This window comes from Sulfitobacter sp. UBA4523 (assembly GCF_002388305.1).
Classification (GTDB): domain Bacteria; phylum Pseudomonadota; class Alphaproteobacteria; order Rhodobacterales; family Rhodobacteraceae; genus Sulfitobacter; species Sulfitobacter pontiacus.
Window position 1 is genome coordinate 31,634 of sequence record NZ_DGMH01000035.1, and the last position, 19,958, is coordinate 51,591.

14 protein-coding genes and 1 tRNA gene are annotated in these 19,958 nt (G+C 59.8%); 4 read left to right on the plus strand and 11 right to left on the minus strand.

Annotation, left to right across the window (positions count from 1 at the left end; genetic code table 11):
* Positions 1-6 precede the first annotated feature (6 nt).
* The gene (rocF, locus tag B3849_RS08545; protein WP_168592152.1) at positions 7-927 is read right to left on the minus strand and encodes an arginase; all 921 of its coding nucleotides are present in this window, start codon (positions 925-927) and stop codon (positions 7-9) included.
* Positions 928-1,038: 111 nt separating this feature from the next.
* Here rocF and B3849_RS08550 point away from each other — a divergent pair, with 111 nt between their 5' ends.
* On the plus strand, positions 1,039-1,476 hold the full coding sequence (locus tag B3849_RS08550) for an Lrp/AsnC family transcriptional regulator (RefSeq protein ID WP_005853345.1): 438 nt from the start codon (positions 1,039-1,041) through the stop codon (positions 1,474-1,476).
* Positions 1,477-1,497: 21 nt separating this feature from the next.
* Here B3849_RS08550 and B3849_RS08555 read toward each other — a convergent pair whose 3' ends face one another.
* Together B3849_RS08555 and B3849_RS08560 are read right to left on the minus strand one after the other, a co-directional pair.
* Entirely contained in the window at positions 1,498-1,965 is a 468-nt protein-coding gene (locus tag B3849_RS08555; protein ID WP_278426256.1) for a disulfide bond formation protein B, read from the minus strand.
* Complete coding sequence (locus B3849_RS08560) at positions 1,965-2,543, minus strand: YqaA family protein (protein WP_132996653.1); 579 nt, start codon at positions 2,541-2,543, stop codon at positions 1,965-1,967. Before B3849_RS08560 ends, B3849_RS08555 begins: the two co-directional genes overlap by 1 nt.
* A gap of 123 nt (positions 2,544-2,666) precedes the next feature.
* Between B3849_RS08560 and B3849_RS08565 the strand changes: the two genes are divergently transcribed.
* A tRNA-Leu gene (locus B3849_RS08565) sits at positions 2,667-2,750 on the plus strand.
* 171 nt (positions 2,751-2,921) lie between these two features.
* Here the strand turns inward: B3849_RS08565 and B3849_RS08570 are convergent.
* The 7 genes from B3849_RS08570 to B3849_RS08600 form a co-directional block, all read right to left on the minus strand.
* On the minus strand, positions 2,922-3,848 hold the full coding sequence (locus tag B3849_RS08570; protein ID WP_278426257.1) for a carbohydrate kinase family protein: 927 nt from the start codon (positions 3,846-3,848) through the stop codon (positions 2,922-2,924).
* Complete coding sequence (locus tag B3849_RS08575; protein WP_278426258.1) at positions 3,845-5,401, minus strand: mannitol dehydrogenase family protein; 1,557 nt, start codon at positions 5,399-5,401, stop codon at positions 3,845-3,847. Before B3849_RS08575 ends, B3849_RS08570 begins: the two co-directional genes overlap by 4 nt.
* Positions 5,402-5,451: 50 nt before the next feature.
* Positions 5,452-6,456: an ABC transporter ATP-binding protein gene (locus B3849_RS08580; RefSeq protein WP_064215727.1), complete on the minus strand. Its 1,005-nt coding sequence runs from the start codon at positions 6,454-6,456 to the stop codon at positions 5,452-5,454.
* A gap of 12 nt (positions 6,457-6,468) precedes the next feature.
* Positions 6,469-7,299: a carbohydrate ABC transporter permease gene (locus tag B3849_RS08585; RefSeq protein ID WP_005853358.1), complete on the minus strand. Its 831-nt coding sequence runs from the start codon at positions 7,297-7,299 to the stop codon at positions 6,469-6,471.
* 10 nt (positions 7,300-7,309) lie between these two features.
* Positions 7,310-8,176 (minus strand): carbohydrate ABC transporter permease, encoded by an 867-nt coding sequence (locus B3849_RS08590; protein WP_005853360.1) that lies wholly within the window; start codon positions 8,174-8,176, stop codon positions 7,310-7,312.
* A gap of 117 nt (positions 8,177-8,293) precedes the next feature.
* Positions 8,294-9,595, minus strand: coding sequence for an ABC transporter substrate-binding protein (locus B3849_RS08595; RefSeq protein ID WP_278426259.1), 1,302 nt, complete (start codon positions 9,593-9,595; stop codon positions 8,294-8,296).
* A 114-nt stretch (positions 9,596-9,709) separates the two neighbouring features.
* Entirely contained in the window at positions 9,710-10,741 is a 1,032-nt protein-coding gene (locus B3849_RS08600) for a LacI family DNA-binding transcriptional regulator (protein WP_005853365.1), read from the minus strand.
* Between the two features lie 1,262 nt (positions 10,742-12,003).
* Here B3849_RS08600 and B3849_RS08605 point away from each other — a divergent pair.
* Positions 12,004-17,694 (plus strand): Hint domain-containing protein, encoded by a 5,691-nt coding sequence (locus B3849_RS08605; RefSeq protein ID WP_414718036.1) that lies wholly within the window; start codon positions 12,004-12,006, stop codon positions 17,692-17,694.
* A 112-nt stretch (positions 17,695-17,806) separates the two neighbouring features.
* Here B3849_RS08605 and B3849_RS08610 read toward each other — a convergent pair whose 3' ends face one another.
* Positions 17,807-18,409, minus strand: a complete 603-nt coding sequence (locus B3849_RS08610) for a nucleotidyltransferase family protein (RefSeq protein WP_278426261.1) — start codon at positions 18,407-18,409, stop codon at positions 17,807-17,809.
* 172 nt (positions 18,410-18,581) lie between these two features.
* Here B3849_RS08610 and B3849_RS08615 point away from each other — a divergent pair, with 172 nt between their 5' ends.
* Positions 18,582-19,949, plus strand: a complete 1,368-nt coding sequence (locus B3849_RS08615) for a DUF2254 domain-containing protein (RefSeq protein WP_278426374.1) — start codon at positions 18,582-18,584, stop codon at positions 19,947-19,949.
* Positions 19,950-19,958 lie beyond the last annotated feature (9 nt).

Below are 19,958 nucleotides of genomic sequence, written 5' to 3' on the forward strand. Positions count from 1 at the left end.
CTCAAATCAATAGGCGCGGGTGGGGCGGTCGAATACGCGGCGGCCAAAGGCAGAGGCGGCCAGATCGACCATCAGCTGCGCGGTGCGGCCCCGTTCATCCAGAAAGGGGTTCAGCTCTACCAGATCAAGCGAGGTCATCAGCCCGCTGTCATGGAGCATTTCCATCACCAGATGGCCTTCGCGCACGGTCGCACCGCCGGGGACAGTCGTGCCAACCGCGGGGGCAACCGACGGATCAAGAAAATCCACATCGAGCGAGACATGCAGCATCCCGTTCGCCGCAGCGACCTTTTCGAGGAAGGTGTTCAGCGGCGTGGCGATGCCCGTCTCGTCAATCTCGCGCATGTCGACGCGCTGGATGGTGGTTTCCTGCAGCGCCGCACGCTCTGCCGCGTCGACAGAGCGCAGGCCGATGATGGCGATATTATCGTGGGGCAGCGGGTAGGGCAGATCGGGGAAGGCATCAAAGCCTTCGCGCCCTGTCACATAGCCCAAAGGGGTGCCATGCAAGTTGCCGCTGTCGGTGCTTTCGGGCGTGTGGAAATCGCTATGCGCGTCCAGCCACAGCACAAACAGGGGGCGTTCTAGCGCCTGCGCATGGCGCATCGCGCCCAGGACGGTGCCGGAGGCGAGCGCATGATCGCCGCCCATGATGATCGGGGTACCGTCCTGCAAGGCGGCTTGGGTGGCCTCGGCCAGACTGTGAGTCCAGGCGATGGTTTCCTCAAGCGCGTGCAGTTTCGGGTGCTGGCCGGGCGTGAAGGGCGCGGGCGCGACATTGCCACGGTCTGTGACGCTATGGCCCAGATCGGTCAGCGCGCCCGCCAATCCAGCGGTGCGATAGGCATCGGGGCCCATCAGACAGCCCAACCGGCGCTTGCCGCTATCCAGCGGGGCCCCAAGAAGAATACAGTTTTGTCCAGACATGGGTGAGATCCTTTCGTCAACGTTTCCAAGACGATATCTAGCTGGTCTGGTCAGAAACAATCATCTAAAGTGACCAAATCGGAGATTATTTGACCAAACTGGACAGCCAAAATGGACACAACGGACGAAGCAATTCTGGCAGCGCTGCGCGACGACGCGCGGGCGTCTCTGTCTGATCTGGCAGCGGCCTTGCGGCTGTCGCGTACCACCGTGCGTGCGCGTCTCGCCCGTTTGCAACAAAGCGGAGAGATCCTGGGCTTTACCGTCGTGACGCGCTCGGACGTGCGTGCCGATCCGGTGCGCGGATTGATGATGATCGAGATCGAGGGCCGCGGCGCTGACCGCATCACCCGCACGCTGGCCGGTATGGCGGCGTTGCGTGCCGTGCATTCGACCAATGGCAGATGGGATGTGATCGTCGAGATCGGCACCAAAACGCTTGAGGAGTTCGACGAGGTTCTGGCCCGCATCCGCAAGCTCGACGGGGTGGTCGCGAGCGAGACGAGCCTTTTGCTCAAGACGCGCAAGGCAGGGCAGGCCGCACCTTAGGGCTGCGGCCTGCAAGATAGTTCAGCGCGGCGTGCGCGCCGCAGAGACCCAGAACGCCAGTAGGACGGCACAAATGACAGCGTTCCAACCCGCCATGGACAGACCGAAAAGCTGCCATACGATGTCATCACACATGACCAGACCGGAGGGCGCGCTGGTAGACAGAAGATCGCTACCGCTCATCGCGCCAAGATCCATGCCGCCGCCTGTGCAGGACGACGGACCGGGCCAGAATTTCCATTCCACCCCCGCATGATAAACCCCGATCAGCCCCGTGATCGCCACCGACAGCGCGCCCAGCCAGATCAGCGCACGCGGCGCACCGAAAAGAACGATCACCCCGATCAGGATCGCCGCCGCATGGGGCCACCGCTGCCACAGGCACATTTGACAAGGCGCATAGCCGCCGATGTGTTGGAACCCAAAGGCCCCCAACAGCAGCGCAGCAGACCCCAGCGTAGCAATCAGGACATAGGTGTTTCGCGTCATCACAGATACCTCAGCAAGAAGAAGCTGCCGAACAGCAGCACGACAAAGACCGTAAATACCAAAGGCAGACGGCGTTCAATAAAGTCGCGGATAGGTGCGCCAAATTTCCACAGCAGCGCCGCCACGATGAAGAACCGCAGCGCGCGCGCAAGGATCGAGGTCACGATAAAGGTCGCCAGCGGCATCCCCGTCCACCCCGACATGATCGTGATCACCTTGTAGGGGAAGGGGGTGACGCCCGCAGTCAGCACAGCCCAGAAGCCGACGCCGTTGAACCGGTCCGAGAATGCCGCCATCGCGTCGCCTTTGCCAAGGCTGGCAAGGATCGGTTGGCCCAGTTGTTCAAAAGCCAGCGCTCCGATGGCGTATCCCAGCAGGCCCCCCAAGACCGACGCGACCAGCGCGATCCCCGCGATCATCCATGCGCGGTTCGGGCGCGCAAGGATCATCGGGATCATCAGCACATCCGGCGGAATGGGAAAAACAGAGCTTTCAAGGAATGCCACAACCGCAAGGGCCCAAAGCGCGTGCGGGTGGTTTGCCAGGCCCAGAACCCAGTCATATAGCCGTCGGATCATACTGTGGTCTCCAGTATTGTTTTCTGTTCAATGGCAACACCAGAACAAACGGACGAGGTCAAGCAAAAGCGGTAAAATTGCTCTTGCCGTGGGGCGCGTGGCACGGTAACAGACCCCCATTGTGCCCAAGTGGCGGAATGGTAGACGCAGGGGATTCAAAATCCCCCGCCGCGAGGCGTGCCGGTTCGAGTCCGGCCTTGGGTACCACCTTGTTCTTGCAAGGCTTTCCGTAAAATTCAGTTTCGATCGTCGATAGGTGTGAAGGTTGCTTTTGCAGCCTTGGCAATGTCGCGTCCTCTTGTCCGCTGCATGTCAAAAGCCGCGCAGGGAATTGCTGCGCGGCTTTGCGAAAGGGTCCGTCTGGGGGTGTGGTTAGCGTTAAAGCTCGTTCGCCCAAGGCGGGTTGGCACCGGCGCGTGACACGGTGATGGCGGCGACGCGGGCGCCATATGTCATCGCGTCGCGCAAAGCGTCGAGATCAAGCGTGCCAAGGGCTTCGGGCGTTAGCAGGTCCAGTTCGGACAGCTTCGCCAGAAATCCCGCATTGAACGTATCACCGGCACCGATTGTATCGACGACGTTGGTCTTTGCCGCTGGCACTGCGATCGATGTGCCGTCTGCAAGCGTTGCTATGGCACCCTCGGCCCCTTGGGTGACAATCACAACCGACGGTCCGGTGTCGAGCATTGCGCTGATCTTTTCGGCCTGCGTCAACGGGGCGGGGTTCAGCCAGTTAAGATCCTCGTCCGAGACTTTGACGATATCCGCCTGGCTGATCATCGCCGCCATCCGGCGGCGGTAGCCGTCCGCGTCAGTGATAAACAGCGGGCGGATGTTGGGGTCGATCATCACCGCCCGCGACCCGCCCTGACGTTCCAGCAAGGCAGCATAGGCGCTGGCACTGGGATCGCTGGCAAGGCTGATACCGCCAAAGAAAAGCGCGGTAATATCGCTCGGCAGCTCTGGCATATCCTCGGCGCGGATCATCCGACCGGCGGAGTTTTCGTCGAAGAATGAATAGCTTGCCTGCCCATCTTCAAGTTTCACAAAAGCCAATGTGCTAGGACGGTCAGAGCGGATGATATGCGTGGTGTCCACGTCACTGGCCTTCAGCGCATCGGCCAGCTGGTCGCCAAACATATCGCGCGACAATCCGGTCAGCATGCCCGCGCGGGCCCCCAATCGGCCAAGCGCGATGGCGGTGTTAAAGACCGCGCCGCCCGAATGGGGCACAAACCCGTCCGGTCCGTCGAGCGACGGGGCCGCGACCATATCGATCAATGCCTCCCCGCAACACAGGATCATTGCCCCATCCCCGCGCGGTCATCGGTCAATGCGGCGGCCACATCCGGCTGATCGGTATAGACCGCAAGCGCGGCCTCGCAGCCTTCTGCCCAGATGAGCGAGAGCCAGTGTTCAAACGCCTCGGCAAAGGCCTGATGCTCGGCCAGATCGCCATAGATATGACGTTGCGCAAGCCAAAGCTGCGGCGCTTCGCGCGCGGCCAGGGCCACAGCGTTGAGGCGCGCCCACTGCGGGTCGTTCGGCTCGATCTCTGTCCCGTCCATGCGGGTGCCTGCACACATACGGGCCCATAGTGCCTCTACCAGGGCCAGACCGGAGCAACTGCCCTTTGCCGCCAAGGCGTCGCGCAGGACCGGCAGGACAAACCCCGGATGCCGTGATGACCCGTCAAAAGCCACGCGCCGTGTGGTGTCGCGGATCGCGGGGTTGGCGAAGCGTTTGGCAATCAGTTCGACATAGGCCGCCGGGTCTTGACCGGGCACGGCGGCGACGTAGGGGGCGATTTCCTCTGCCTCGATCTTGCGGAACATGGCAGAGGTCAACGGGTGCGCCATGCAATCGGCGATGGTTTCCAAGCCCAGCAACTCTCCGGCGTTGGCCAAGACCTGATGCCCTGCGTTGAGGATGCGGATTTTCATCGCCTCGTAGTCATGCACCGCGTCGGTAAAGATCGCCCCCGCCTTGTCCCAGTCGGGGCGTCCGGCGCAGAAGTCGTCTTCGATCACCCATTGGCGGTAGTTCTCGTGGGTCACCGGTGCCGCGTCATCGACGCCAAGGCTTTGCGCCAGCGCGATTTCGTCAGGGCCGGTGGCGGGCACGATGCAATCCACCATAGAGTTCGGGAAGCTGCAGTTTTGCTCGATCCACTGGGCAAGCGCCGTGTCACTTTGGCGGGCGAGGGTCACGACGGCCTGGCGCGTGGCGGTGCCATTGCCGCGCAGGTTGTCACAGCTTTGGACCGTAAACGGACCGTGGCCCGCATCGCGCCGCAGCTTGAGCGCGGCAATGATCGCGCCGAAAACCGTCTTGGGCTGATCGGGCTGCGCGCGGTCATGCTGGATATCGGCGTGGGTCAGATCAAGTCCGCCGGTTTCGGGGTCGATGAAATAGCCGCCCTCGGTCACGGTCAGCGACACGATGCGGATCGCGGGATCTGCCATCGCGGCAATCAGCGGCGCGTTGTCTTCGGCGATGGGGGTGTAGCCGATCATCGAGCCGACGACCTCTGCCGTGACACGACCGGGGGCAAGCTCGATCAAGGTGGTCAGATAGTCCTGCGCTATAAGCTTGTCGCGCATCGCGCTGTCATAGGCCCGCACACCGGCGCCGATCAGCGCCCAATCCTGCGCCAGACCCTGTTGCATCAGCTTGTGCAGATACCACGCTTGATGGGCGCGGTGGAAATTGCCCAGCCCGATGTGGATGATCCCCGCCGAGAGCGTGGCGCGATCGTAGTCGGGCGTACCGATACGGGCGGGCAGGTCACCAAGGCGGTCCAGGGACAGCGGCACCGGAGGCGGCGCGTCGGTGTTTGTTATGGTCGGTTCATTCATGAGACCGCTTTCGTAGGAAGCAAAGTTAAAGGGCAGGGGCACGCGGCGCTTCATGCGATGCGTAGGCCGTTGGCGTCGAAGCGGTGAAGCGAGTCCTCGCGCGGGGTCAGGAACACTCGGTCGCCGTGGCGCAAGCCCACTTCGCCGCGGGCACGGACGGTCATCATCTCGGTCAGGCCGGTGTCATAGACGTGGAAGAACGTGTCCGACCCCAAATGCTCCGACACTTTGACGACGCCGCTCCAGGTGCCTTCGGTTGTCGATACGTCGATGTGTTCAGGACGGATGCCGATGGTATGCGCACCGTGTTTGGCCGCCTCGGGGCCCGAGATCAGGTTCATCTTGGGCGAGCCGATAAAGCCCGCGACAAAGGTGTTGCGGGGTGTGTGGTAAAGCTCAAGCGGGGAGCCGACCTGTTCGATCACACCGGCCTGAAGCACTACGATCTTGTCGGCCATGGTCATCGCTTCGACCTGATCATGGGTGACGTAGATCATCGTCGTCTCAAGCCGTTTATGCAGCTCGGAGATTTCAAGCCGCATGCCCACGCGCAACGCGGCGTCAAGGTTGGACAGTGGTTCGTCGAACAGGAAGGCCGCGGGTTCACGGACAATCGCCCGACCAATCGCGACACGTTGGCGTTGCCCGCCCGACAGCTGGCCGGGTTTGCGGTCCAGATAGGCGGTCAGGTTCAGCGCTTTCGCCGCGGCATCGATGCGGCGGTTCTGTTCGTCCACGGGGATGCCCGCCATGCGCATCGGAAAGGCGATATTCTTGCGCACGGACATATGCGGATACAGCGCGTAGGACTGGAACACCATCGCCAGACCACGCTTGGCGGGGGGCACATGGGTGGCGTCCTGTTTGTCGATGCGGATTTGCCCGCCCGAGGTATCTTCGAGCCCTGCAATCAGGCGCAGCAAGGTGGATTTGCCACAGCCCGAGGGGCCGACAAAGACGGTGAATTCGCCGTCTTCGATGGTCAGGTCCAGCGGCGGGATGACTTCGACGTCACCGAAGCGCTTGGAAACCTTGTCTAATGTGATGCGTCCCATGGTGTTGTTTCCTTATTTCACTGCGCCAAAGGTCAGGCCGCTGACAAGTTGTTTCTGGCTGAACCAGCCAAGGATGAGGATCGGCGCGATGGCCATGGTCGAGGCCGCGCTGAGCTTGGCGTAGAACAACCCTTCGGGGCTGGAATAGCTGGCGATAAAGGCCGTCAGAGGGGCAGCCTTGGCGGCGGCGAGGTTGAGGGTCCAGAAGGCTTCATTCCAGGCGAGGATCACGTTCAGAAGCAGCGTGGATGCGATGCCGGGGATCGCCATCGGCGTGAGGATATACAGCACCTCTTCGCGCAGGCTGGCACCATCCATACGGGCTGCCTCCAGGATCTCTCCGGGGATTTCTTTGAAGTAGGTGTAGAGCATCCAGATTATGATCGGCAGGTTGATCAGCATCAGCACCACGACCAGCCCCAGCTTGCTGTCCAGCAGACCCATTTTGATAAAGATGAGGTAGATCGGATACAGCACCCCGACCGCTGGCAGCATCTTTGTGGACAACATCCACAGCAGGATATCTTTGGTCCGGTTGGAGGGGACAAAGGCCATCGACCAGGCGGCGGGAACGGCGATCAGGATGCCCAAAAGGGTAGAGCCCCCCGCGATCACCACCGAATTCCACAAGAACCGGCCGTAGTTCGAACGTTCCTGCACCGCGGCGTAGTTCTCCAGTGTCCAGTCAAAGAACAGGAACACCGGCGGGTCTGCAATCGCCTGGGCTTCGGTCTTGAAGCTGGTCAGGATGGTCCAGAGGATCGGGAAGAAAATCAGCAGCCCGACGCCCCATGCGAGTGCGGTGTTCAGAGCCTTGCGTTGTGTGGTCGTTGCACGTGCCATGACGGGCTCCTTATGCGTCGAGGTTCTTGCCAACCATGCGCATCAGGAAGATGGCAACGATATTGGCGAGGATGATGGCATAGACACCGCCGGCAGAGCCGAGCCCGATGTTCTGGCTTTCCAGCACACGCTGGAAGATCAGATAGGTCAGGGTTTTGGTGCCAAAGGCGCCTTGGGTGGTCACGAAAATTTCGGCGAAGATAGAGAGCAAAAAGATCGTCTGGATCAGCACCACCACCGTGATCGCCCGCGACAGGTGGGGCAGGGTAATGAAGCCAAAGCGTTTGACGGGCGATGCGCCGTCCATCTCGGCGGCCTCAAGTTGTTCACTGTCCAGCGACTGGATCGCGGTCAGCAGGATCAGCGTCGCAAAGGGCAGCCACTGCCAGCTGACAATCAGAATGATGGATTGGGTCGAGGCTTCGGTCAGCCACACCAGCGGTTCAGCCCCGAACAGGCCCCACAGGTGGGCGAGCAGCCCGTTGACCGGATCCATGAACATGTTCTTCCAGACCAGCGCCGATACGGTCGGCATCACGAAGAACGGGGCAATCACGAGGATCCGAACGATCCCTTGACCCCACATCGGCTGGTTCAGCAAGACGGCCAGCAACACACCCAGAACGACGGTGATGAACAGGACGCCGCCCACGATCACCAGTGTCGCCTGAACCGACGGCCAGAATGCGCTGGACGATACAAAGCGGACGTAGTTGTCAAAGCCGACCCACCCCAGATCACCGCCGCGCAGGGGCAGGTATTTGCGAAAGGAAAAATACAGCGTCATCGTCAGGGGGACGAGCATCCATCCCAGAAGCAGCACGACAGCGGGGGCCATCATCAGACGGGCGGCCGATCGTGAGTGTTGCGTTGCCATTGAATATACCTCCTCCGTTGACGGGCTAGGGCCGTCCCGGACGATCATGCACGTGTTGGAAAAAAGGGGCCAGTCAGCAAGGGGGAGCTTTGCTGACTGACCCCGAGGGCGATCAGATCAGTAGCCGGCGGCTTCCATCTCATCGGTGGTCAACGCTTGGGCGTTGGCCAGGGCTTCATCGATGGACTGTTGTCCTGCCAGCGCGGCAGAGAACTCTTGTCCGACCTGTGTGGCGATGCCTGCAAACTCCGGGATAGCTGCAAACTGCACACCGACGTAGGGCACCGGATCCACGGTTGGCGCGGTGGGATCAGCCGACAGGATGCTGTCCAGTGTCATCTGCGCGAAAGGCACCTTTTTGTATTCGGCGTTTTCGTACAGCGATGTCCGCGTGCCGGGAGGAACATTTGCCCAACCGTCTTTCTCGGCGACCAGTTCAAGATACTCTTTGGACGTGGCCCATTCGATGAATTCTTTCGCGGCGGCTTCGTTATCGGTGCCAGCAGGGATGCCAAGCGCCCAAGCCCACAGCCAGTTGCCGCGTTTGCCTTTGCCGGTATCAGGTGCCAGCGCAAAGCCGACCTGATCCGCGACGGTGGAATCTGTCGGGTTGGTCACAAAGGACGCCGCAACAGTCGCGTCGATCCACATGCCGCATTTGCCCTGTTGGAACAGCGACAGGTTTTCGTTGAACCCGTTGTTCGCCGCACCCGGAGGGCCCGCGTCGTTCATCAGGTTTACATAGAACTCGAGCGTTTCTTTCCATGCGGGCTGGTCAAACTGCGCAGTCCAGCTTTCGTCGAACCAACGTGCGCCGAATGCGTTTGCTGTCGCGGTGAGGAACGCCATGTTCTCGCCCCAACCGGCCTTGCCCCGCAGGCAGATGCCGTTGATGCCGGCGTCACGGTCGGTCATGGCGCGGGCGGCTTCAGCGACGAATTCCCATGTGGGCGCGTCGGGCATCTCCAGTCCGGCTTTCTCCATCAGGTCCTTGCGGTACATGATCATGGAGCTTTCGCCGTAGAAAGGGGCCGCATAAAGCGTGCCGTCGACGCTCAGACCGCCGCGCATTGCGGGCAGGATGTCGTCGGTGTCATATTCTGCAGACAGATCGTCCAGCGGAACCAGCCAGCCTTGCTTGCCCCAGATCGGGGTCTCGTACATGCCGATGGTCATGATGTCGAACTGCCCACCTTTGGTGGTGATGTCCGTGGTCACACGTTGACGCAGGACGTTCTCCTCCAGCGTGACCCATTCGACTTCGTGCCCGGTTTTGGCAGTAAAATCATCGGTAAAACCCTGCATCCGGATCATATCGCCGTTGTTGACTGTAGCGATTGTGATCGTATCCGCAGAAGCAGCGGCTGCCGTCAAAAGTGAAATGGCGGTCGCCGTTCGAAACGCGTTCAAAACAAACATCTTCTACCTCCCTGATGAGATGTTAGCGACAAGCTTACGGCTATTGGTGAACTCGCGTCAATTTGAATTTTACGCGCGTCTAGTTTTGCGATTTAGGTTCGTGTTTTCAATTATCTAGGCAGAGCCCCTGAGCACGAGCTTGCCGTCAAACAGCGTCTCTGTACGCGAATCAAGAGAATCATCTGCCTCGATCAGCGCCAGCAGGGTGGTCGCGCTTTTCTCGGCAATGGCTTCGTAGTCTTGGGACACGGTGGTCAGGCGCGGGCAGGTGAAGCGCGAGAAAGGATGATCGTCATGGCCCGCGACGCGGAAGTCGTGGCCTGCCTCGATCCCGACGCTCATCCCCGCCTCGAAAATGGCGGACAACAGCCCGATGGCCAAACGGTCGTTGCTGCACAGTATTGTTTTCGACGGCAGGCTTCGGTCGCGGATCACGCGGGTGCCTTCGCGAAACCCGATTTCTTCGAATTCCCATCCCTCGCCACCGACCTGGATCAGATGCGGCGTTTGGCCCAGACGTTCCATCGCCCTGACATAGGCCGCCCGCCGTTTGTAGGCGTTGGGGTTCATCGGGTCTTTCATCTCGAAAAAGGCAGGCGGCTCGCCCGTGCGGCACAGGTAGTCGACGATCAGATCAACGCTTTGTTCATTGTTGGAGCCTATGAACGCCTTGCCGACCTTTTCGATGTTCGCATCGAACAGGACGGTAGGGACCTCTTCGGTAAAGGTCTGGATCTGCGCATGGTCAGAGCTGCGCCCGAAAGCGGCCAGCAATACGCCCGCCGGTTTCAACATGCGGAGGTTTTCGAGATTCTCCAGCTCCATCTCGGGGCTGCCGTGCGACCCGAGCAGAACGGGCCGGAAGCCCTGTCGCAAGATGTGTTCTTCGATCGTGCGGGCAATCTTGGCAAAGAAAGGGTCGGCCAGATGCGGCACCACGACGCCGATGTTCTTGGTCAAACGGCGGTTCTGGTTCATGGCGTAAAGATTGGGCCGATAGTCATATCGGTCCAGCGCTGCCTCAACCCGTTTGCGGGTGCTGCTACGCACGCTGGTGGGGTCGTTGAAGAACTTGGAAAGCGTCGGACGGGAGATCCCGCTGACGGCGGCAAACTCTTCCATATTCTTGATTTTCCGACTGCTCATCAAACGCTTCTTCTGGTGGTGGCAGAGGCCAAGTGACGACGCCATGTTCCTGTATCTGTTGGATCAGCATACTTGTCGCGCGGTAAATATCACCCCCTAACATCATGAGACAGTGGGATTTTGCTGCGAATTTGACCAAAATACCCTCTTGCGGTTGTAGCGGCAGATGTTCGCTCAAACGCATGTCCTCGCCTCAAACTTGTGGTGTCGGGCGTTAATAATCGGCATATGCCACCCCACCTGAGGTGCCGACGACTATCCTTTAGGTGGTATTGCGATTCGGTTTCGCGCTGGCAAACTGGCGGCGTTTTCGAAAAAATGGGCGCGGTCGCAAGCTATTGGTTCCAAATCGCGAATTCACGCCCCGCCACAGTCCCGCCACGCCGAATTTAATCGCAAAGATGGTTTATTGTGTCTGCCTGCGAAACAGTGCCGAGGGCTGGGTTTGGGAAATCATTAAAATTAAGTGAAAAACCCCAAAAAGCATCCGCATCATCGAAATTCGCACCCCGAGATGGGAAACAATTCACTACTTATGCGAGTATATTCCGCGCCACCGTCGAGTCAAAAAAGGCGGAAAAGAGGCGCGTCTGCGAATTCTTGCCATTTTTTCCTTCCAGCAACGTCAACGGGTAGGTAATAAGAACGTGCCCAACTGGGGGGCAAAGTTTTTTAGGTTTCGGGGGCGACCGCATCGAACGCACATGTTGTGCGGGGAAGATGTGTTCGCTTGGCTCTTAAGAGCCGATGAATATACCACTGCCGGTTGCGCGGCAGCGGGCAGCTGTCTGCGGCTGATCCTCCCTTCAGGACGGTAGAGTTCTTTGTGTGTCGTCTGTGACCGCGGAGCTTTGTTAGGGGTATTGTGCGCCGTTTTTTAACGGCCCGCCACGTTGGCGGAAGGAGGAGAAACTGATGGGACACTGTATCTACAGACCACGACTGCCGGACCGTTCGGGTATAGGTGATGTTGCAACTCTGCGTTGCTCCGCCGCTGCCGAGACCGTCTTGATTTCTTCCCCGAAGCGCCGTTTTCGGATCACAACAAGAACACAAATGACCCGTATCCAAACGGCTGCAGATTTGGGCGTGTCACGCGATGCACCCGTCCGCGCGCCGTATGTCTCATTGCAGCAGCGTCGCGGGCAGGGCGTTGCTTTGTCCCGCCTTAGTACCCCGGCACAGAATTGGTGCCATGTGATTTAATTAGCTTCGCCCATGACTGGGCACACTCGTTTTACGGCTGACGGTACAACCGTAGCGTGCCTGACCTGATTTTGGAGACGACCGATATGACCATCTTTTTGAATAAACTGTGGCTCTTTGGAAAAACCTCGACCGCCGAGGCCGAGAAAACCGCGACCGAGGCTCCGGCCGACGGGCCGAACGGGATCGTGGACGGTAACCAGCAGGGCAACAAGATCGACGCCACCTTTAATGATGACCCAAGCGGTGACCGTGTTGACGGTAACGACGCGGTATTCGGCAACGTCGGGTCCAATGATGACATCATCCTCGCACGTGGCGGCAATGATACGGTCAACGCGGGTTTTGGGAACGATACGGTCGTCGCAGGGTCGGGCAATGATTATGTCGACGGTGGCAAGGGCAACGACATCCTGATCGGTGATGGCGCGACCAAGGGCAACTACGGCGACACCCGCGAAAGCTTTGAATGGTCCAAGGCACCTGACCCATCTGGGGACGGCTCCGCGATCGACGACAATGACAACCTCAAGGGCGGGTTCACGCAGAATACCGGCACCGTCAACGTCACGTTCGAGCTCAAGAGCTTTTCGCCGCGTAACAATGCGGATCAGGAATTCAGCGATAGCAAACAGTTCACCGGAAATGTCGAGGGCGATGCCCACGGCGTGAACGATAACAGCTCCTTTGAATCGCTGGCCAACTGCACCGGCGAAACAAAGTTCGAACTGCGGTTTGACGAGGCCGTTGGCAATGTGTCCTTCAACGTGAACGACATCGACAACAGAGGCGCGGTGAAAGTGCTGGCCTACGATGCATCCGGCAAGATGATCGACGTCGACATGATCGCCAACAGCAGCTCCGGCAAAGTGAAGCTGACGGACAGTGACGGCAAGTTCGGCGTGGACACGGCCACCAGCGAGGGCGGCGACGATTCCCCCTCGTCGAGCAAGTATTCCGTTAACGTGTCCATCGACGGTCCCGTATCGCGGATCGAGTTCATCCACACCGGTGCGACAAGCGGCAACTCGGGCGTCAACGTAACAGACGTGTTCTTTGACAACCCCGCGGCTTTGCTGGCGGATGATGACGGCACTGTCGGGAACGACACGCTGCACGGCGGCGAAGGCGATGACATCATCTTTGGCGATAGCGCCGGCCTGACCAAAGCGCAGCCCGTCTCCAAGACTGTTGAGCCTGTATCGGGTGCGGATCATACCGTTCTGACATGGGATCTGGCAAATGTGACGGTGGCTGGCGGTTCAAGCCCCTTCCAGAACAGCGATGTGGGCTCCGGCGATCTGTCTGGCAAGTCGTTCACCATCAACGAAAATTCCGCACCTGTTGCGGTTGGCATCAATGATGACGACGATAAGTTGAATGACAACGACAATTCGCAAACCCTGGCGAAAACCACCAAGTTGGATGGCAATACCGAATACGCCGGCGACAAGATCATCCCCGAGTATTCCTATATTGTGCGCCCCGAAGGCGCGGTGGATTCCTCGCAGGATGTGACAGTCTACGTCGTGAACTTTGACGGCAACGATGCCGTCGGTTTCGTGACAGACAAACCGCTGGAAGTCGGCAAATCCTACGACTTCGTCAGCCACAACTCTAACCTGCCGTCGATCAAATACGATCATATCGCCAACACCTATACCGTGAGCGATGACAGCACGTCCCCAACCGATGGCACCGTTGGTGGCGACGATGTGCTGACCGGCGGGAATGGCAACGACACGATCTTTGGTGAAGGCGGCAACGACAGCATCGAAGGCAATGCGGGCCACGATTCGATCGAAGGCAACCACGGCGATGACACCATTTCCGGTGGCACCGGAAATGACACGATCTATGGCGACAACAACACCGGCGGCGCCTCTACGCCCGGCGGCACGACAGAGCGTGAGAGCTTTGAGTGGGACAAGGCACCAGACCCCCATGACAACTCGGCTGTCGATAATAACGACAATCTGGGCGGTGGCTTTGTTCAGGACACGGGCAACGTCAATGTGACCTTCTCGGTCACCGGCAGCAGCAAAACACCCGAGACGACATTCTCCACTGACCAGCAGAAGGTGCATTCGATCACCGGCGACGGTCAGGCGACCAATGCGAACAGCTCTTTGGCGTCTCTGGCGAACCAGGATGGCGAAAGCGCGACCTATCGCCTGGACTTCTCGAAGGAAGTGACCAACATCAGCTTCCGCATCAATGACATTGATAACGCGTCGAAAGTTGTGATCGTGGCCGTTGGCCCCGATGGCGCACGCACGCCGATCAACGTCAGCACAGGCGGCGGCATTCAGGCACAGAACCAGGACGGCGTTGGCGGGAATGAAACGCTGATCAGCCGCGGTGCCGATGGCCCGGATACAGATCCGAGCCACTCTGCGCTGGTGAACATCTCGGGTCCGGTGGACTATCTCGAAATCACCCACACGATGGATCAAAGCCTGTCGCCCGGGAACCACGCGGGCATCAACATCACCGACGTCTATTTTGACGCGCCCGTGGGCGGCGTTGACGGGGGTGCCGGCAATGACCTGCTAATGGGCGACGACGGCGATGACCTGATCGACGGCGGCGCGGGCAATGACACGCTGTTTGGCGGCAATGATGACGATACGCTGATCGGCGGCGACGGTGATGACCAGCTCACTGGCGGCGAAGGCAAAGACAACATTAGCGGCGGCGCGGGCAAGGATACCATCTTTGGCGGCACCGATGGCGATACGGTTGACGGTGGTGCCGGCGGCTTCAATGCCGACCCTGCGCTGAACACCGACGATGACACGCTTGATTTGACTGGCCTCAATTTCCGCTTGCGTGATCTGGAACCAGATAGCAACGGCAATGGTCAGAACGGTACTGTTGACCTTTACAACGACGACGGCACATCCGCGGGCTCGTTCAAATTCACCGAGATCGAAAACATCATCGGCGAAGAGATGGCCGGTCCGGTTGATGGTCTGGACTCTGGCGAGGATATGGCCCCGGGCTACACCGACGCCCAAGGCGACCAGATCGACGGCACAGACGGGATCAACGATACGATCTTTGGCAACGGTGGCGACGACACGATCGACAGCGGGTTGGGCGACGATACCGTTGACGGCGGGTCGGGCGACGACACGTTCACACTGACCGATGGCGTCGACAATGACGTTATCATCGGCGGCGAAAGCGGCGAAACCGACGGCGATGTGATCGACAGTACGGCTGTGAACGACGACCTGACAGTCACTTTCACCGACAAAGAGGAAGGGACACTGACCAACGGGTCCGGCACCACCGAATTCTCGGAGATCGAGAGACTCGAACTGGGTGGCGGTGACGATACGGTCACAGGCTCTGGCGGTGATGAGAATGTCTTGACCGGTGACGGCAACGACGTGGTGAACGCCGGCGGTGGTGATGATACCATCGATGGCCAGGGCGGCAATGATACCATCGACGGTGGTAAATATGATGACAGCCTGATCGGTGGTGACGGCAACGACTCCCTCGTCGGTGGTGAGGGTGACGACGTACTGATTGGCAACAAGCCCGGTGCGATTGGCGTGCCCGACACGGACGTTCCACTGGTCTCCACACCCTTTGATCAGGATACCAACCCCAACGACGACAAAGACACGCTGATCGGCGGCGCGGGGAATGATACGATCGATGGCGGCGATGATGCCGACTATATCGACGGTGGCGACGATGATGATGTCATCGAAGGCGGCATCGACAACGACACCATCTATGGCGGCAGCGGCAACGACACCATCACCGATGTCCAAGGTGCGGACGAAATCTATGGCGGTGACGGTGACGATCTGATCGAAGCGGGTATCGACACCTTCTCTGATTATGCGAATGATCAGCCGACCGTCGGTGGACGACCCAACCCCTTCTTCAACTCCGGCGATCCGAACAAGGACGATGGTCGTGATTTCGTCGATGGCGGCAGCGGCAACGATACGATCCGCACCGGCGACGACTCTGACACCATCTACGGCGGTACAGGCGACGATTCTATCAACGCGGGTATCGATGACGATGAGGTCTACGGCGACGACGGCGACGACAGCATCATCGGCAGCCACGGGTCCGACAGCCTGTATGGCGGCGAAGGCAATGACACCATCTATGGTGGCTTTGGCAACGAACCGATCGCCGGCTACGAGGGCGAGGAAGTCGACGCCACCGATCCGCAGCCGAACAACGGCAAGGACTATATCGAAGGCGGTGCGGGCAATGACGTGCTGTACGGTGAAGACGACAACGACACCATCCTGGGTGGTGCCGATGACGACTACATCGACGGTGGTATTGACGATGACAGCCTGGATGGCGGTCAGGGCGACGATACGATCTTGGGTGGTCAAGGCAACGACACCATCCGCGGCGCACAGGGCCATGATGAGATCGATGGGGGGGACGGTGACGACTCCATCCTCGCCGGTAATGGCAACGACGACGTTAAGGGCGGTGCTGGGAACGACACCATCGACGGTGGTCAGGGCAACGACACCATCGACGGCGGTGACGGCGATGACTCCATCCTTGGGGGCTTTGGTGACGACTCCATCCTCGGGGGGGCCGGAAACGACACGATCATCGCGGCCGGTGATAATGATACCGTAGACGGTGGGACCGGTGACGACTCCATCAGCGGTGTGCGCGGCGACGACATCTTGTTCGGTGGCGAGGGTGACGACACCATCGACGGCGGTGAAGACAACGACAGCATCGACGGCGGCGACGGCGACGACAGCCTGCTGGGTGGCTTTGGCGATGACACCATCGAAGGCGGTGAAGGCGACGATACCATCAGCGCAGGTGGCGGCGACGACATCATCAGCGGTGGCGCGGGCAATGACAGCCTGCAAGGTAACGACGGGCGCGATACCTTCACCAACGTCAACGGTGGCGACACCATCGACGGCGGTGCCGGCACAGATGCCTCTGACTACGACGTCATTGATCTGAGAGGCGCGCTGAGCCCCGGCGGCGGTTATCGTCTTGAAAACGTCACGCCGGATAATGATGCCGGTGACACCATCGACGGCGACAGCCCCAACGATGGCATCGACGGTACGATCGTCTTTACGGATGCGTCCGGCACTGAGACCGGTCGTCTCGACTTCACCAATATCGAAGAGATCATTCCCTGCTTCACACCGGGCACCTTGATCGCTACGCCTAAAGGGGAACGGCGGGTCGAAGATCTGGTGGTGGGCGACCGTGTCATCACCCGTGACAACGGTATTCAGGAAATCCGCTGGGTCGGTGCCCGCGAGATGACCGGACAAGAGCTGGCGCATAAAGCGCATCTGCTGCCGGTTCTGATCCGTCAGGGTGCCTTGGGCAACAATCTGCCCGAGCGTGACATGCTGGTCAGCCCCAACCACCGCGTTCTGGTGGCCAACGACAAGACAGCGCTCTACTTTGAAGAGCGCGAAGTTCTGGTCGCGGCGAAACACCTGACCGGTCTGGAAGGTGTTGATATCGTTGAAACCTCTGGCACGACCTACATCCACGTGATGTTCGACCAGCACGAGGTGATCCTGTCTGACGGCACATGGACCGAAAGCTTCCAGCCGGGTGATATGAGCCTTGCAGGTGTCGGCAACGCGCAACGCAACGAGATCCTGGAGCTTTTCCCGGAATTGGCAACGCGCGAAGGGGTGGACGGCTATGTCGCCGCGCGCCGCACGCTGAAAAAGCACGAGGCGAAACTTCTGACGAAGTAAGCGCCACATTATATGCAGCAACAGGCCTGCATCCCCTTGGGGGTGCGGGGCGAAGAACGGGGCAGGCGGCTGTCCCGTTCTTCGTGTTCAGGGGTACTTGGTCAGGGGCCGGTCAGCGCGCCGCGCGCCATGCGGCCCATGCTTCGGGCGTATCAAGGTCCAGTCGCGCGCGGTTCTCCGGCAGGGGGATCAGCAGCGTCTGATCCTGAGCCTGTGCGATGATCTCTTTCCCGCCGGTGTCACCTTGCCTCCGTGCAAAATGATCAAAATGGCAGGCGGCAAATACCGTCGGGTGCCCCGGCTTTCCATCCGCCGTCGCACCGCGCCATACCGTGTAATTTGATTTAATATCAACGGCGTGAAAGACGGTGTTCAAGTCATCTTCAGTCAGTTCTGGCAGGTCGGCAAGCAGCACCATCGCGGCAGGCGTACCGGCGGGAAGGGCCGCAAACCCCGCACGAAGCGAGGCGTTCATCCCCTCTGCCGCATCGGGAACGGGGAGCGCTTCAACCTCCATATCAGCCACAAGCGCATAGCGAGGGTGGGGCGCAGGTGGCAGGGCCACAATGACCGCCCCTCGCGTCGCCGCCCGCGCGATCCGTGCCTGTCGGCGCAGCAGCGCTTCGCCCTCCACGATCTCTAGCAGTTTGTCGCGCCCCCGCATCCGCGAGGATTGCCCCGCGGCCAGCAGGATGATGGGGATGTCATGGCTCATACACCGACCATAGCCAGAATTCCCAACCACCGTAAGACTATAGCATCACTCCCACCCGCTGATTTGGCCTGCATTTTTGAACCATCGGGCGGAATAGGGCGTTGGGCTTGTAAGCCAGGTGATCTCCGCGCAAGCTTGTTGAACATGGCACTTCATGACGCGGACATACCCTATGAACCTTGACTTCCTTTTGCCATCGACACTGCTCCGCAAGGGCCGTGAATACAGCCGCAAGCTTTGGGTGCGGGTGCTGATCATGGGGTTGTTGGCGGTTTTGTCGCTGCTGCTGAGCATGTTGATCGAACGCTGGATCCCGCAATCGCTCGCGACCTATCTGACCGGCAGTGCGGCGGACCGGTTGCTGTCGATCATCGCCAACGCGATGCTTGCGGTCACCACCTTTTCGCTTAGCGTCATGGTCACGGTATATCGCAGCACCTCGACCCAATGGACGCCGCGCATTCACCGCTTGATCGTGCAGGACCGCACCACCCAGAATACGCTGGCCGTTTTTATCGGGGCCTATGTCTATGCGCTGATCGCCATCATCCTGCGCGAGCTTGGGGTGTTCGACGACAAGCGGTCTTTCGTGTTGTTCGTGATGACGGTGATCGTGCTGACGGTGATTGTGTTCAGCCTGATCCGCTGGGTGCTGCATTTGCAGACCTTTGGCAGTCTGATCGATACCTCGCGACAGGTGGAGGATCAGACCCGCCGCACCTTCAAGGAACGCCTGCATAATCCCTGCCTCGGGGCCAATCCGCTGACCGGTGATATTCCCGACAGTGCAAAGCCGTTCACCGCGGATGAAAACGGCTATATCCAGCATATCTATCCCAAAGCGTTGAATACCGTGGCGGAAAACCACGGGGTGAAGATCTATCTCAAGCGTAACATCGGCAGCTTTGTTTTCGTCAACGAACCTTTGATGATGATCGACCGCGTGGGGCAGCCCAAGGACGAGGAACACACCGATGAAACGCTGCATGCCGGGATCAATGCCAGTATCACCATCGGCGATTTGCGAACCTATGATCAAGATCCGCGCTTTGGTCTCATCGTGATGGGAGAGGTCGCGTCAAAGGCGCTGTCGCCCGGCGTAAATGACCCCGGCACCGCGATCGACGTGATCACCCGCATTGGTCGCATCCTGAGCTTTTACGAGGACGAGACCGAAAGGGACCGCGACGAGGTGCTGGACCACATCTATGTCGCACCGCTGGACCCGTCTGACCTGATGCAGGACGCTTTTGGCGCGTTGGCGCGGGACGGGTGTACGGTGGTCGAGGTGCAGCAGCGGCTTCAAGCCACGCTGAACGGCCTGATGCGTCACCCTGACGAGGGGCTGCGCATCGCCGCGCGCAGGGCTGCCGAACGTCACCTCAGACGCGCGCTTGCAAAGATCGACTTTGAACCCGACCGGGCGCAGTTGATGGAAAGCGCCAGCCAAGACGTGCGCGATGCAGTCCGTGACGCGGTAAAGCGCAGCGATACAGAGGATGACGCGCCAAAGATGGACAATGACACCGACACCACCTGAGGGCGACTT